The 15,430-nt window shown below is 36.4% G+C and carries 13 protein-coding genes and 1 pseudogene; 4 read left to right on the top strand and 10 right to left on the bottom strand.

All coding sequences use genetic code 11. The annotated features are described in order from the left end of the window. Positions 1–17 precede the first annotated feature (17 nt). Positions 18–1,790, bottom strand: a complete 1,773-nt coding sequence (locus BQ4443_RS01645; RefSeq protein WP_071057853.1) for an ABC transporter ATP-binding protein — start codon at positions 1,788–1,790, stop codon at positions 18–20. Positions 1,791–1,991: 201 nt separating this feature from the next. Here BQ4443_RS01645 and BQ4443_RS01640 point away from each other — a divergent pair, with 201 nt between their 5' ends. Beyond that, positions 1,992–3,068, top strand: a complete 1,077-nt coding sequence (locus BQ4443_RS01640; RefSeq protein ID WP_176752441.1) for an LPS O-antigen chain length determinant protein WzzB — start codon at positions 1,992–1,994, stop codon at positions 3,066–3,068. A gap of 91 nt (positions 3,069–3,159) precedes the next feature. Here the strand turns inward: BQ4443_RS01640 and BQ4443_RS12095 are convergent. The 7 genes and pseudogenes from BQ4443_RS12095 to galU form a co-directional block, all read right to left on the bottom strand. Continuing rightward, positions 3,160–3,323, bottom strand: a pseudogene (locus BQ4443_RS12095) (UTP--glucose-1-phosphate uridylyltransferase); the annotation flags it as partial. A gap of 121 nt (positions 3,324–3,444) precedes the next feature. Next, positions 3,445–4,485, bottom strand: a complete 1,041-nt coding sequence (pseI, locus tag BQ4443_RS01635) for a pseudaminic acid synthase (RefSeq protein WP_071057851.1) — start codon at positions 4,483–4,485, stop codon at positions 3,445–3,447. Between the two features lie 44 nt (positions 4,486–4,529). Further along, on the bottom strand, positions 4,530–5,171 hold the full coding sequence (locus BQ4443_RS01630; RefSeq protein ID WP_071057850.1) for a formyltransferase family protein: 642 nt from the start codon (positions 5,169–5,171) through the stop codon (positions 4,530–4,532). Position 5,172: 1 nt separating this feature from the next. Next, complete coding sequence (pseG, locus tag BQ4443_RS01625; RefSeq protein WP_071057849.1) at positions 5,173–6,255, bottom strand: UDP-2,4-diacetamido-2,4,6-trideoxy-beta-L-altropyranose hydrolase; 1,083 nt, start codon at positions 6,253–6,255, stop codon at positions 5,173–5,175. A 7-nt stretch (positions 6,256–6,262) separates the two neighbouring features. Then, positions 6,263–6,952 (bottom strand): pseudaminic acid cytidylyltransferase, encoded by a 690-nt coding sequence (gene pseF, locus BQ4443_RS01620; protein WP_071057848.1) that lies wholly within the window; start codon positions 6,950–6,952, stop codon positions 6,263–6,265. After that, on the bottom strand, positions 6,943–8,115 hold the full coding sequence (gene pseC, locus BQ4443_RS01615; RefSeq protein WP_071057847.1) for a UDP-4-amino-4,6-dideoxy-N-acetyl-beta-L-altrosamine transaminase: 1,173 nt from the start codon (positions 8,113–8,115) through the stop codon (positions 6,943–6,945). Before pseC ends, pseF begins: the two co-directional genes overlap by 10 nt. Positions 8,116–8,402: 287 nt before the next feature. Further along, entirely contained in the window at positions 8,403–9,242 is an 840-nt protein-coding gene (galU, locus tag BQ4443_RS01610) for a UTP--glucose-1-phosphate uridylyltransferase GalU (protein WP_071057846.1), read from the bottom strand. Positions 9,243–9,365: 123 nt separating this feature from the next. Here galU and pgi point away from each other — a divergent pair, with 123 nt between their 5' ends. Beyond that, the gene (pgi, locus tag BQ4443_RS01605; protein ID WP_071057845.1) at positions 9,366–10,922 is read left to right on the top strand and encodes a glucose-6-phosphate isomerase; all 1,557 of its coding nucleotides are present in this window, start codon (positions 9,366–9,368) and stop codon (positions 10,920–10,922) included. A 113-nt stretch (positions 10,923–11,035) separates the two neighbouring features. Here pgi and BQ4443_RS01600 read toward each other — a convergent pair whose 3' ends face one another. After that, on the bottom strand, positions 11,036–11,830 hold the full coding sequence (locus BQ4443_RS01600) for a DUF4422 domain-containing protein (RefSeq protein WP_071057844.1): 795 nt from the start codon (positions 11,828–11,830) through the stop codon (positions 11,036–11,038). A 3-nt stretch (positions 11,831–11,833) separates the two neighbouring features. Then, entirely contained in the window at positions 11,834–12,976 is a 1,143-nt protein-coding gene (gene glf / locus BQ4443_RS01595; protein ID WP_071057843.1) for a UDP-galactopyranose mutase, read from the bottom strand. Positions 12,977–13,091: 115 nt separating this feature from the next. Here glf and BQ4443_RS01590 point away from each other — a divergent pair, with 115 nt between their 5' ends. Together BQ4443_RS01590 and BQ4443_RS01585 are read left to right on the top strand one after the other, a co-directional pair. Beyond that, complete coding sequence (locus tag BQ4443_RS01590; protein WP_071057842.1) at positions 13,092–14,063, top strand: glycosyltransferase family 52; 972 nt, start codon at positions 13,092–13,094, stop codon at positions 14,061–14,063. Positions 14,064–14,071: 8 nt separating this feature from the next. Then, complete coding sequence (locus BQ4443_RS01585) at positions 14,072–15,430, top strand: DUF6418 domain-containing protein (protein ID WP_143000519.1); 1,359 nt, start codon at positions 14,072–14,074, stop codon at positions 15,428–15,430.

Genomic DNA, 15,430 nt, shown 5'->3' with positions numbered 1-15,430 from the left:
AGCTCCTTTATTTAACATTAAATCGCCACAAAGTGTCCTGGACTCACTTCTTGATAAGTGTGTTGACTTGGTGGGTTATTTATCGCACGAATAGGACTAGGAATATCTCCCGTGAACTCTACTCGCGTTATTTCCTTATTGGGATCCATCACTGGTACAGCTGATAATAAGCGCTTAGTGTATGGGTGTTGTGGATTTTCAAAGATTTGTCGACGCGAACCTAACTCTACAATTTGTCCTAAATACATCACCGCAACACGATGACTAATCCTCTCTACTACAGCCATATCATGACTGATAAACAAATAGGCTAATCCTCGCTCTGCCTGCAAATCCATTAATAAATTAATCACTTGTGCTTGCACTGATACATCTAATGCCGATACGGCTTCATCAGCAATAATTAATGATGGTTCTACAGATAAGGCTCGAGCAATACAAATTCGTTGTTTCTGACCACCAGAAAACTCATGGGGATAACGATCTGCCACATCTGCAGGTAAATGCACACTCTCTAATAATGAGGCCACTTGTTGCTTAGGATTCTTAACCAGTCCATGTACATACATAGGTTCCAACAAACTCTCTCGAATTGTTTTGCGAGGATTCAAAGAGCCATAAGGGTCTTGGAAAACATATTGGATTTCTTTTTTAAACTGCTCATGGTGCTGACCAAAAACATTCTCACCTTTAAATAAAATCCTACCACTCGTTGGTTTAACTAATTGTTGTAATGTTTTGCCTATCGTTGATTTTCCAGAACCAGACTCGCCTACTAAAGCCAATGTCTCTCCCGGATAAATCTGCAACGATACATTCTCTGCCGCATATACCTTATGAGTGACTCTCCCGAGAAAACCACCACGAATTGGATAATGAGTAGAAACCTTGTCCAACGACACCAAAGGTTTATCCATCACCACATTAGATACATGTTCTTCAATATCCACCTCTTGGCCTGGAATATGAAATTTCCTAGGTGATGCTATTCCCTGCATAGCACCAATTTTGGGCACAGCAGCTAAGAGTTGTTGCGTATACTCTGCCTTTGGGCTAAGAATGATCTCTCGAGCATGACCATATTCAATCTGCTCTCCTCGTTTCATCACCAATAATTCATCAGCCATCTCAGAAATAACACCCATATCATGGCTAATGAAAATCATTGACATACCAAGTTCAGCTTGCATATCACGTAAAATCTGCAACACTTGAGCTTGTACGGTCACATCTAATGCCGTAGTTGGTTCATCAGCAATAAGTAATGTCGGATGACACGCAACAGCCATCGCAATCATCACCCTCTGACGCATACCACCTGAGAGCTGATGAGGATATCGATTAACTAACTGTGCTGCATTAGGAAGACGCACTAAGTCCAGTAAACGAATCAGTTCTCTATCCGCCTCAACACCTTTAAGTCCTCTATGTAAGGACAAGACTTCCTTAATTTGGTATCCCACTGTGAAAACAGGGTCTAGAGAAGTCATCGGTTCTTGGAAAATCATGGCAATTTCTTTGCCACGAATATGACGCATTTGTTCCGGTGGTGCTTGTGCAATATCTAATAAACCATTTTGACTCTCAAAGCATATAGAACCTGAGGTAATATTGCCACCCAACCATGGCAAGAGCTGCATGATCGCAGAGGATGTGACTGATTTACCTGATCCAGACTCCCCCACTATAGCTAACGTCTGCCCCTTAGGTACATCAAACGAAATATTACGGACAACCTCTTTCTCAGCAAAAGTGACACTCAAATTTTTGACCGACAACACATTGGTCATAGTAGATACTACCTAAGCAATAAAAGATACAGTGTAGACCTTAATAAAAAATCAATATACTAGGTATATTCCTAATAAGAGATGAGCAACATCCAAATAAACGCACTATTTTGGTGCCATATTGTAACTCTTATTTCTACCCATGCTTTTCTCAATTTCGTGTAAAATAGGTCATCATTAACTATTAAAATGACTATTCTTATGCAGACACAACAAGTTTCTCGTCAAGATGATGAGATTGATTTATTTGAACTCTTTGCCGTCCTATGGAAAAAGAAGCTTTTGATTATTGCTGTCACTTTATTGAGCATTATCCTAGCGGCAATTTATGCATTCACAGCAAAAGAAGAATGGACCAGTAAAGCACAAATTGTAGCCCCAAAGGCTGTTCAGCTAGGATCATATTTGGAGGCTGAACGTCGTTATGCTCGCTTCAGTGACATGGGTACAGATGTTGATGTTACTAATGCACTTAATAATTCTTTTCGACTTTTCTTATTAGAACTGCAGTCTGGCGATAACAAACAAAAATTCTTAAAAAACTCTGTATATGGGCAAAAAGTTCTTGCTAATTTAGATAATGAGATTGACAAAGAATTAACAATCAACCAATTAGTAGAAAAAAATCTCTCGCCTAAACCTCTCAATAAAGAAGTTAAGGACATATTGGAAGTAACATTTACTGCTGATACAGCAGGAGATGCTCAAAACACATTACAGCAATATTTAACTCACACCAATAGCCTCACGCAAACAAAGATTTTTGAAAACCTTTTTGAACGAACTCGCGAGCGTATTGCTACCTTGCAACAACTTGCTATAAATACAAAAAAAGATACTGAACAAAATAAAGCCAATTATATTTTGACGCTCAAACAAGCACTAGATGCTGCCAAAACAGCCAATATAGTAGATCCTGTGGGACAAACTCCTAGCGCCAATCTATTACTTGATTTTAATAACAACAGTGCATTATTTATGTTGGGAACTAAATATTTACAAGCTCAATTAACTGCGTGGGAAAACAACCCTACTATTTACCCCGCGGCATATTATCGTCATTTACAAAACATTGAAGGACTAAAACCAATTCTAACTGTTAAGCCAAGTGGCGTAGTATTTGACTATTTACAAACACCTTCTCTACCATTAATGAAAGACAAGCCTCGCAAAGCCTTAATTCTTGTTGCTGGTGCTTTGGTTGGAGTTATTTTGGGCTGTATAGCTGCCTTAGTGCTTAATGTCATTCAACGACGTCGTCAATTAGCAAGTAACTGATTTATTCTTACCTACTTTTTAGAAATGACAAAAAACAAGACCTATACTCTCAGTATAGGTCTTTGTATTTTATATCCATGAGCTTTTTAGTCTAATCAATACTTAACCCATGGTATTTTTGACCTAACGCAATATTTGCCTTAAAGAATCCCTCTTTACTCCCACAGTCATAACGCACACCTTCATAGTTATAACCAAATACAGGACGAGTTTTTAACATTGAGGCAATACCATCAGCAGCTGGATTTCACCACCAACAACAATCACAATACTTTCCTTAATAGTGACTAATATAGAGACTTCTCCCAACTCCTAATACTGGGTAGACTTCTGCATATTCTGGAAGTCTACTCTTTTGTTTTTTATTACGTGATCTCTAACTATCAATAAATTCAAGATTCATTCTTTCTCCCTTTTCAACATCTTGAATAAATTTTTTACCTAATAAATCTTTTAAATGTTTAGGATGCAATCCATAACCAGGACGAATTGAACGCACATTCTCTTCTGTAAGAACATCCCCGGCTTTTACATCTTTGACCACATAAAGAGAACGAGCAAAATCTTTACCTTTTTGCTGCTTCTCAGTCAGTTGATAATCCACTCTACCAATTGCTTTTTCAGCATCCCGCACAGCTCTAACCATGTCAGCAAACTCTTGCTCATTCATCGAAAAAGAGGCATCTGGACCACCAATTGAGCGATCTAAAATGAAATGTTTTTCAATTATCTTACTACCAAAGCAAGTAGCTACAATAGGCACTACGCTTCCCATTGTATGGTCAGACAATCCAGCAATTACACCAAAACGGTCAGCAAAATCTTGTACCATTACCATATTCGCTTCATCAATCGGGGCGGGATAGGAAGATGTGCATTTCAACAAAGCCACATCTCTGTTCCCCATGCGATAACAAGCCTCTAAAGCAAGTTCTATATCTTCCAGTGTAGCTATACCCGTAGAAATAATAACGGGTTTCCCCTTTGAGGCTACATATTCTATTAATGGAATATCCGTGATTTCGAACGAAGCAATTTTGTATGCTGGTACATTTAACGATTCTAAAAAGTCAACAGCTGTTTTATCAAATGGAGAAGAAAAATAAATCAACCCTTCTTCCTCTGCTACCTCAAATAATTGTTTATGCCATTCCCAAGGAGTATATGCCTCTTGGTATAAATCATGCAAATGCTTACCACACCATATTGTTCCCTTAATTAAGAAGTCCTCTTTTCGAGAATTAATCGTAATAGTATCTGCTGTATATGTTTGAAACTTAATGCAATCTGCACCTGCCCGTTTAGCAGCACGAATAGTCTCAATCGCAGTTTCAATGCTACCATTGTGATTAGCAGATAATTCAGCAATAATAAATGTAGGACTATTTTTATTAATTTCAAAGTTTTTAATTTTCATATTGAACTTCCTAGTTAGCTTATAACTAAAAGAATTCCTAGTTATTAAGAGATTTTGGTTAAAGTCAAAGCATACTTATAACCATTTAAATAAAAAAATGCAGGAAAGCGCTCAGGATCACATACCCTTATTAAATTAAACTGAGAAGATATACTCTGATTTGGATCTAGCATACTATCATCTGGCTGACGTCGACGATAATATGTAGGCTCGACATCATCTGGTTGATTATAGGGAATGATATTCTCATAGTTATCTAGTGCATAATTCATCAATTCCAACTCTGTTAAGAATAACTTTTGATTAATTTCACTCCATAACTCATGATCTTCAACATCGAAACATAATTTATGCCATATTCTGCCACTATCGACTTTATCCTCAGCCTCTAATAAGCTAACTGTTATTCTCTTCGCCCCATTAACTAATTCCCATATATGTGGACTCCACCCTCGACCATAAGGCAAATCACTAGCATGTATAACTAGAACATTTTTAAATTTTTGTCGTATATCCTCTCCTATAATTTCACTACATGAAATCAAAAACAGAATATCCCCTTCACGCACTTCTCTTTTAGAGCTTACTAAAGAGATCTCATATTTCTTAATATTTTTAAGCATCCAATTTACCAAGTAAGGATAAATAGGATGATCTTTATTACTACATAAAATAGTTATTTTCATTCTACAACTCATACATTCTATCAACAATTTTCTGACATCCTAACCCATCTACTAAAGATGACGACTTACCAGACATTACTTTCAAAGTTTCAAGAGTTAATCCTTGTATAATTTCAGCAATATTCTTTACAGTCACAATCTTAGCGATATTAGATACTTCCAACGATTGGGCAATCTTATTTTGATTCTCAGCCAATACTACTAATAATGTAGGCAATCCCAAACAACATCGTTCCCAAGAGGTACTTCCTGCTGCCCCTATTGCTAAATCGGCATTTGACATAAGCTCTGCCATATTACTTACATTCACAAAAACATTAATATTTAAACGCGATTGTTGTGCCAGTGCTTTAACTTGCGCAATATGAGGTGCTGTTTTTCCCATTATAACTGTAATGTGTAAATCAGAAGGCAAGTTAGCTTTTTCTAAAGCCTGTAAAATTTGCCCTGTAAGATTATCTTTATCAATGCCACCTAAATTAAGCAAAATTTCCTTAAGCTCTGGTTTGGCTCGACGAGCTAAACTTTTAACTCTCCAAAGTACAAATTCAGGACGAAGTAAAGCATATTCAACCCCAGCTAATATTTGAGTTCTGGTGGTTGTAACTCGCGATTGATACTTTTCACTAGATGCATCCAAGTTCTGATCAACTAATAAATCGCACTGATGATTCCGATCGCCTAAATCATCAATAACTAAAATCTTAGCCGTTGGATATTGTCTACTAAATAAAACTTGCCAATCCTCATCTAACGCATAATGATCAACTACTAGCCAATCAGGAAGAATTCGATTTGTTTCTAATGCTAAAATCGTCTGTTCAACATCCGTTTTCTGTGATACACCAAGCCAATGAGAATGAAAGAGTTTTTGTTCTCTAGCCATTAACTCAGTGACTCTGGGTAGAGTAAATACAGTAAAACCTCGTTGTATAACGAGATCAATAATATTACCTTGATGTGCACGGCAAACAAAGTAACATTCATGACCTTTTCCTACTAAATACGATGCCAAAGTCAAACAACGCATTACATGACCAGACCCAATATCAATAGACGAGTCTGCTCTAAAAACAAATTTCATATGTTTCTCAATCTCGACTCATGGATCTATATAACCACTCAGCACGATCCCAGTCTTCTAATGTATCAATATCTTGGACTCGAGTGCGAGGCAATACAACTGCTCTACTATTACCAGTAAACAGTGGTTTTAATTTACAAAATGCCTCTGCTATCCCCCAGTAAAATTGACCTGCATCATGATACGCCTCAATTAAATCCTGTGATCGAGTTTGTTCATACTCTGGGGAGAACATACTAACTGCATTTTGTTCAGATAATTTAATCGCCCTCTGAATAGGAAATGGAAAACTGGTACAGGCAAAAGCATAATCTGCTTGATACTCACTAAGCAACTTGAAACCTTTCTGTAAATCAGTGACTTGAATAAAAGGTGCAGTGGCATAAATACAGCACGCTTCTTTCACATCATAGCACAACTCTTGCATAGCTCTAATAGCATGAGCAATCACTGGCACAGTCCCCGTAAAGTCATCTGAGAGCTCTTGGGGTCTCATGAATGGGATTTCTGCTCCATATTGCTCCGCTACTTGTGCAATTTCTGAGCTATCCGTAGTGACAATAACCTTATCAAATAAGCCCGACTGGATAGCTACCTCAATAGAATAAGCAATAATTGGTTTACCACAAAAATTTTTAATATTTTTATGAGGAATACGCTTACTCCCCCCTCGAGCAGGAATAACGGCTAAACGCATAAAACTTCCCTTAATGTAGCAATTACCACATCTTGTTGCTCAAAGGTCAAAGACGAAAACATCGGTAAGCTAATTGCTTCTTGATAATATTGCTCTGCTTCTGAAAAATCTTCCACCTTAAAACCAAATTGCTGATAATACGGTTGGGAATACACAGGAATATAATGTAAATTCACACCAATATTTTTTGATCTAAGCTCATCAAATACCTGTTTATGTGTTTTCTGAATTTCATTTAATTTCAACCTGATCACATATAGATGCAACCCAGAATAACTATCGGGATGCTGCCATGGTATTGTTACTGGTAGGCTTGTAAGCAATTCATCATAACGCTTAGCTAATGCATGGCGTACAGCAATAAATTCATCTAAACGAACCATCTGACTCACACCTAATGCTGCCTGTAATTCAGTCATTCGATAATTATAGCCGATATCTATTTGTTGATAATACCAAGAACCATCCGGCTCTTTTGTCATCAGTTCTGGATTCCGAGTAATACCGTGACTACGGTATAACTCCATTTTTTCAGCAAGCTTTGAATTATTGGTTGTGCACAAACCGCCTTCTGCCGTCGTAATAATTTTTACAGGGTGAAAACTAAATACTGTAATATCGCTATATTCACAGCTACCCACAGGCTTACCTTTATATTTACCACCAATCGCATGCGAAGCATCTTCAATTACATAAAACCCGTACTGCTTTGATAATTCACGGATTTTATCCATCTCACAAACCTGCCCAGTGAGATGAACTGGTACAACAACTTTAGGCAAACGATTTTCTTGTTTAGCAATCGCTAATTTCTCTGCAAGTTTTTCAACTGAGATATTATAAGTCTTAGGATCAATATCAACAAAATCTATTCTAGCACCGCAATACAAACCACAATTTGCTGAGGCCACAAAAGTAATTGGTGTTGTCCATAACCAATCACCTTCACCCAAACCTAACGACAAACAGGCTATATGCAATGCTGATGTCGCACTATTTACTGCCAATGCATATTCGACATCACAATAATCTTTTATTGCTTGCTCAAAGGCAGGAACTTTTGGACCTTGAGTAAGAAAATCTGATTTTAAAACCTCAACAACTGCATCAATATCTGCTTGATTGATGTCTTGTTTACCATAAGGAATAAATGATGTATTCATAATTTACACTTCAAAACTCAATAAGGTTTTACTCTCCATGCATATTTATTTGATACATTCATCAGGATTGTGTTCTACAATATGTTTATATTTCATAATAATAAGTGTTCCTGAAACTAATATTTTTTATCCATAACGATTTAATCAAACTACGATTCTTTTTAGATACTTTCTAGCCTATTAATACATATTTGAACCCCAAAAATACACATTTTATATGACTATACGATTGCAAAGAAAAATGTTTTCAAAAGGTCTTTGTATTTTATATCCATTAGCTTTTTAGGCTAATCAATACTTAACCCATGGTATTTCTGACCTAAAGCAATATTTGCCTTAAAGAATCCCTCTTTACTCCCACAGTCATAACGCACACCTTCATAGTTATAACCAAATACAGGACGAGTTTTTAACATTGAAGCAATACCATCAGTCAGCTGGATTTCACCACCAGCACCACGACCAATATGACGTAAGTGTTCAAAGATTTCTGGCTCTAATATATAACGCCCTACAACAGCATTACGTGACGGTGCTTGATCTGGATTTGGTTTTTCCACGATACTATCCACACGCATTGTTCTATCAGCACATACATCCCCTGCAATAATTCCATATTTTTTGGTATCCGCTAAAGGAACTTCTTGCGTACCTAATACGCTTCCCCCCTGAGCATGTGCCACTTGGATTAATTGTTGAGTGACTGAAACATCCGCATCAATCAAATCATCAGCTAATAATACAGCAAAAGGCTCATTCCCAACGACAGGTTCTGCACATAACACGGCATGCCCTAAGCCCAATGGTGCTGATTGACGGATATAAATACAGTTAACATTTTCTGGAAGAATATCTTTTAAAGTATCTAATAACGCTATTTTACCTTTACTCTCTAACTCTGCCTCCAACTCTGGCATACGATCAAAATGATCCTCAATCGAACGTTTATGACGGCCAGTAATAAAAATTAAATCGGTAATACCCGCTTTTACAGCCTCCTCAACAGCATATTGGATTAATGGTTTATCCACTACAGGTAACATTTCTTTTGGCATAGCTTTAGTCGCGGGTAAAAATCGAGTCCCAAGTCCAGCAACAGGGAATACCGCTTTTCTAATTGGATTCATAAATATAAAACCTTAGATAATAAAAATTAACATTCACAATAACTGAATTCATTTTATAATAGCACTATTCCTCTTTGACAACAGTGAGTACTCTTGCTAGATTCTAATTTTTTGTAAATTCATATGACAAAAACAACAATTACTCCTCTTCACCTACTTAAATCTTGGCCTCAATTTGTAGCCACAGTACAAAACGCTCCCTTAAATCCAAACTCTCTAAGACTAATTGAAGCCGCTGGATTAACGGTAGATTTAAGCACTCAGCGTTGTTCTTCTAAATGGCAACATGCAATTTGCAATTTATTAACCGAGCGTAACTTTGATGCTCAACGACAAGCATTATTTGCAGGAGGAATTTGCAACCCAACTGAAAATCGTCCTGCATGGCACACAATGCTCAGAGAACCCCAACCCATTGCTGAGGTAGCGGAAGAACGGAAACGAGTTCTGGAATTTGTTCGTCGCACAGATAGTGATCGTCAATGGCATAACATCGTCCACATTGGTATTGGAGGAAGCGATTGGGGCGTCCGTCTAGCAACACAAGCATTCGGTTATGCAGGAACATGGCGGAATATTCGTTATGTCGCCAATATTGATGGTCACGCTATTGAGGCAGGTTTAGCTGGTCTTGATCCACGCGAAACGCTTATTGTTATTGCTACTAAGTCATTCACCACTGCAGAAACAATGGAAAATGCACAACGTGCTCTAGAATGGCTAAAAGCAGCTAAAATCAGTAACCCTATGAATCATTTTATCGCTGTTACTGCTAACCCAGATGCGGCTCATGCATGGGGAATCCCTCCTTATCATATATTCAAATTTTGGGATTGGGTCGGAGGACGATTTTCCTTGTGGTCAGCCGTAGGAGTAGCAGCAGGATTAACTGTTGGTTCTAGCGTCCTAGCTGGTCTCCAAAGTGGAGCTTACGCTATGGATCAACATTTCCTAACAGCCCCTATAGAAAATAATGCACCTATCCAACTAGCAATGTCTGGATTAGCTAACCGTAGTGCCTTAGGATATGGGTCTCTCAATCTAGCCGTCTATGACTCCCGGCTTGCCAACCTAATTCCATATTTACAACAATTAGAAATGGAATCACTAGGTAAGTCTGTTGATATAGAAGGAAACCCTATTATTGTGCCTACAAGCCCTGTTGTTTGGGGAATGCCAGGCACCGATGCACAACACACATTTTTTCAATGGCTCCATCAAGGTACAGAAGGTGCTCCCGTTGATTTTATTGTTTGTGCAAAAGAAGATCATCGTTGGGCAAATCATCACCGTCAACTACTCGCCCATTGTTTAGCACAAAGAGAAGCCCTACTTAATGGAAAAACGGAAGAAGAAGCATATGATGAAAATATCAAGGCTGGACTTGATAGCAAAGAAGCAAAAGCCTTAGCAAAACATCGTAAACAGCCTGGTGGACGTCCATCAACTTTAATCGTACTACCACAATTAACCCCATTTGCATTAGGTGCCCTACTGGCTTTATATGAACATAAAGTATTTGTCCAAGGTATAGTCTGGGGATTAAATCCTTTTGATCAATGGGGGGTAGAATTAGGTAAGGTGCTTGCAAAAGGAATTGATAAAGAGTTATCTGGGGCACCTATTAATTCTAAGCATAACGAATCTACAAAATATTGGATTAACAAGCTCAAAATGTAATCTTGCTCTCATCACTAGAAATAGCAATTTTAAAGGGAATACTTATTAAAGTATTCCCCTTAAATTATGTTTCATTATTCTTTTTGAGCTTTAACCCAAATAAAGCAAAAAGTCTAATCTAATTTTTTACCCAAAAACTTACGTTTCAATAACCCTTTTGCCTTATCAATTAAGTCTTCACCTTCAATATTAACAACTGATGCATATAATACCTTTTCATTAGGGATATTATGTTTAACCCAAACATTTAACAAACGCTCAGCAAGGAAACCAAAGACTCGCTTTTGATAATTACCATAAGTTTGATATGGAATTTGTGGCTCTAAATCTATCAAAATATCAAATAACCAGGTGCAATAATCATTAAACTTATCGGCACGAATAACACACATATTGTATAGCGATAGGGACGTCCCCTTGAGAACTTGTTCAAGACTAGTTACATAATCTGGATATTTTTTTTGGATTATTTGATACAGTTTTTCCAAATCATCTTTATAATGAGCATGCTCATAATGCTGTTGTACTGTTTCTATCCAATAGTTACGTTTTTTTGATAGCATAATATCGTATTTATCTAACACTGTTACTAAGCTATCAGCACTAGCAATGGCTTGTTTATTAATCGTTTCTGATTCTGCAGTGGACGATAATGGTCTAAAATAGCGACGATAATGTGCTAGACCATAAAATTCTGCTTTAACATTTTTCCATAGCCAATATAGACCTGTAAGTTCGCAAAAATAAGGATTCAGAGAAGAAATATTCTCTCCTGTATTGTCGCCAATAGCACCAATGTCTTTATTATTTAAAGCCTTCCCAACATGTACAGGTAAATAACCTTTATCAGCCGGAAAAGTATATGGTTTATGGGTTGCTACCATAATAGCAATTTTTTGCTCTATCATATTTTAAATTGGCTCAACAAAAAAAGCAGGAATAGGTTCGTTTTTTTCTAGTTTTGCTAAAAACTCTTTAGCTGTATTCATAGCTTCTAAAATAGTGACGTCCATGTCTAAGTAACGGTATGTACCTAAACGGCCAACAAAGCTTACTTTTTGCTCTTGGCGAGCCAGATTTATATATTTCTTGAGCATTTCTTGTTCATTAACCAAACGAATTGGATAGTAAGGAATATCACCTTCCTCACAAGCACGACTATATTCTTTAAATGCAATTGATGACTTCGTCTGTTCCCAAGGAGCAAAATACTTATGTTCTGCTATACGTGTAAATGGCACTTCAGAATCAGGATAGTTCATGACTGCACAGCCTTGAATATCATCTCCACGAATTTCTTCAAAATCTAACGTACGGTAACCTAAGCGTCCTTCACTATAACCAAACCACTCATCAATAGGCCCACTATAGAATACATGATCAAATTGTAGCGCATCATTACGTAGAACCTTAGCATTAAGTTCTACGGTAATATTGTCATGTTGTAAAATCCGTTCTACTAATACTGTGTAGCCTTCTTTAGGCATCCCTTGGTAAGGATGATTAAAATAATTATCATCATAATTAAAACGGATAGGCAAACGTTTTAGGATACTTGCAGGGAGTTGTGTAGGATCTAACCCCCATTGTTTTTCGGTATATCCCTTAAAGAAAGTTTCATAAATATCTTTTCCTACAAATTTCAGAGCCTGCTCTTCGAAATTTGCTGGTTCAGTGATGCTGTTATCGCCTTGTTTGGTAATAAACTGTTTTGCCTCTTCAGGGTTAAATGTTTTACCAAAAAATTGATTAATTGTATGTAAATTAATTGGCATAGAATATACAGCACCTTTGGCCGTAGACTTAACCCGATTGATGTATGGAATAAATTCCATATATGACGTCACGAAATCCCATACTTTCTTCTCATTTGTATGAAAGATATGAGGACCATATTTATGCACCATGACACCAGACTCTGCATCACGTTCAGAATGGCAATTACCCGCAATATGATTACGCGAATCTTTAACGGCAACAACGTGTCCTTTTTCTGCAAGTAACCGCGCAATCACTGCACCAGAAAAACCTGCTCCTATTATTAAGATATTCATATTTCCTCTGATTATATTGTAAAATAGCGACATTACTCTTAGTTTATTAACAAAACACGATTACAAATAATCATTTGCAATTTTCTATTGCTCACAACACCATTCCCCAAACCATATGACGACATCGTACCCACCAAAAAATCTTTTTATTTGTGCCACACCGTTACAAACACTCATAGCAACTCAAATTATCAAAGAAGAAAATATTGACAAGTCACTCTGCGATATTATCTATCTAGCATTTAATGATAATACAATCAATCAGAAATATTTTCTAAAATTTGCCGAAGGGACAAAGAACAGCATATATATATCTTCTGGAAGAACCTTATCCACTGTACTTCAACTACGTCGTTTTCTTTTTAACCAAGAATATAATGCATATATGGCTAATATTGATGACACACTGTGGCACTATGCTCTTTCTTTTATAAAATTGAAAAAACTAGTCACTTTCGATGACGGTACAGCGAACATTATACCATCTAGCTCTTTCTTTGTGGGGATAAAGAAACCTCCTTTAAGAGGGTTTTTCCTTAAAATTGCACATTATTTAATGGGAAACAGGTACTCTATTGACAAAATAAAAAGACAAACGTTTAAACACTATTCAATTTATCCTGGATATACAAATGCAGTTCCAAAAACACATTATATTTCTCTATTCGACAAACCCACACCAGCAACAAATGAGAAGACCATTAACATTTTTCTTGGAACTGTATATTCAGAAGCGACCAAGTCACAAAGAGATAGCCTAAGATTACAAGCCTCTGTTATAAAACTACTCGAACAATTTACTCATAAATATATTTATATTCCTCACCCTAGAGAGGATATTAGTAATATACACAAGGGTATTATCACACTAAAAAACAACCTAATTGCTGAAGAGTATATTTTACAATTAACCCAAGAATATCAAAATATTAACATTTATGGTTTTGGTAGCAGCGCACAATTCAATCTATTAAATACGCAAGGCATTAACATTTTCCCTGTAACAAGCAAACTACTTAAGGATTCACTTTATGATACACTGGCTCTTTTAGAAAATTGTAGCAATCCAGCCTATAACATTGATTAGCATTAAATATGTCCAGTATTCTGTTTTCCCTCTGGCTAGTATTATTTTATTATGCCATTTTGCCTAACGGTGCCCCTTTAACGCTAAACTATTTAGCGTTATTAATGTGGTTTGGCACTATGGTATATGTTATACCCAAAAAAACCAACTTTACCATTTTAGCTATACCCATATTATTTGGTTTTACATTTACAGGAATTAGTACATTCTTTGTAGAAAACAACTCATTATTTCTAAGCGAAATTCGACAGGAGGCATCACCTACTGGAGCACTTAGTCGCACAATTTCCCTGTGTGCATTCATAGTCCTTTCGGCCTTACAATCCTTTCTTGTATTTGAGAAAATCAAAACAATTTCACCACAAACCCCTATAATTCCTCACAAAATAAGCAAATTACTTTTATACTTTCTACTCAATGTATATATACTTATTATTTATATATTAATTCTGACCTTTGTAATCTACGGTCATCCAAATGACTACAACGTTGATAGATTTTATTACTGGAATCATATTGCTCCCAAATGGATTGAATACTTAAAATTCTTAAGCACTCAACTCTCTATTTTCATCGGTCTACTATTTTCATTGACAAAAAGAAAAAAATACATTTTTATCTTCCTATTAGGATTATGTGCTCTAGCACTTGTCGGTGAAAAATTTACTGGAATATTCTTTACTTCTCTCACATTTTGCATCCCAATCGTTGTTCTAAGCAAAAAACATATAAACTTTTTCAAACTCATTACAGATGTCAAATTTTTAGTAATTCTTTCTATTTTCAGTCTATTTCTTTTTATAAATATATACCTCAGTTATGCGAGCATCAGTGGCTCTGACGTGGCAGCTTCACGTTTTGTTGATCGTCTAGCATTACAGTCTCAACTGTGGTGGTCTCTTGACCAACTAACTTCTTTTAATGGACAACCACTACAGATAATCAAAACCAATTTCTTAGGAGTAGACAATCCAGATAAATTTACGCAAGGAATATTCTTTATTATGTATTTGGTTAGCCCAGAAAATGTATATTCATGGTTTGTAGACCAAGAAATTAATATGACGATGGGCGGTCCAATTAATCTTGCTTATTTTTTCGGGTATTATTGGTCTCCCCTTATAGCATCTCTTATGGGCATCATTTTGGGATTTTTTTACTCAATATTATGCAAAGCTATTTTATTAAAAGACATAGTATTAATGTTTCTTGCTCTTAAAGGTGTTGATGCTATTTTTCGTGCTATTGTCATGGGAGATGGCTTTTACTTGCTATCGATGAAAGCAATATTAACAGTATGCGTATTTATTCTATACACAATAATTTCTTATTATTTTTACTATTTAAATAAAACCAAAACTATCTAA

The sequence above is a fragment of the Pelistega sp. MC2 genome, from assembly GCF_900099475.1.
GTDB classification, from domain to species: domain Bacteria; phylum Pseudomonadota; class Gammaproteobacteria; order Burkholderiales; family Burkholderiaceae_B; genus Taylorella; species Taylorella indica.
The sequence above is the reverse complement of the archived record's forward strand: the minus strand, read 5'-3'. Positions and strand labels throughout refer to the sequence as shown.

Coding starts and splice junctions, on each gene's coding strand:
- pseG (WP_071057849.1), bottom strand. CDS start 6,255: ATGAAATTTGTTTTTAGAGCAGACTCGTCTATTGATATTGGGTCTGGT.
- BQ4443_RS01600 (WP_071057844.1), bottom strand. CDS start 11,830: ATGATAGAGCAAAAAATTGCTATTATGGTAGCAACCCATAAACCATAT.
- BQ4443_RS01630 (WP_071057850.1), bottom strand. CDS start 5,171: ATGAAAATAACTATTTTATGTAGTAATAAAGATCATCCTATTTATCCT.
- pseI (WP_071057851.1), bottom strand. CDS start 4,485: ATGAAAATTAAAAACTTTGAAATTAATAAAAATAGTCCTACATTTATT.
- BQ4443_RS01645 (WP_071057853.1), bottom strand. CDS start 1,790: ATGACCAATGTGTTGTCGGTCAAAAATTTGAGTGTCACTTTTGCTGAG.
- BQ4443_RS01590 (WP_071057842.1), top strand. CDS start 13,092: ATGACGACATCGTACCCACCAAAAAATCTTTTTATTTGTGCCACACCG.
- BQ4443_RS01640 (WP_176752441.1), top strand. CDS start 1,992: ATGCAGACACAACAAGTTTCTCGTCAAGATGATGAGATTGATTTATTT.
- BQ4443_RS01585 (WP_143000519.1), top strand. CDS start 14,072: ATGTCCAGTATTCTGTTTTCCCTCTGGCTAGTATTATTTTATTATGCC.
- pgi (WP_071057845.1), top strand. CDS start 9,366: ATGACAAAAACAACAATTACTCCTCTTCACCTACTTAAATCTTGGCCT.
- galU (WP_071057846.1), bottom strand. CDS start 9,242: ATGAATCCAATTAGAAAAGCGGTATTCCCTGTTGCTGGACTTGGGACT.
- pseC (WP_071057847.1), bottom strand. CDS start 8,115: ATGAATACATCATTTATTCCTTATGGTAAACAAGACATCAATCAAGCA.
- pseF (WP_071057848.1), bottom strand. CDS start 6,952: ATGCGTTTAGCCGTTATTCCTGCTCGAGGGGGGAGTAAGCGTATTCCT.
- glf (WP_071057843.1), bottom strand. CDS start 12,976: ATGAATATCTTAATAATAGGAGCAGGTTTTTCTGGTGCAGTGATTGCG.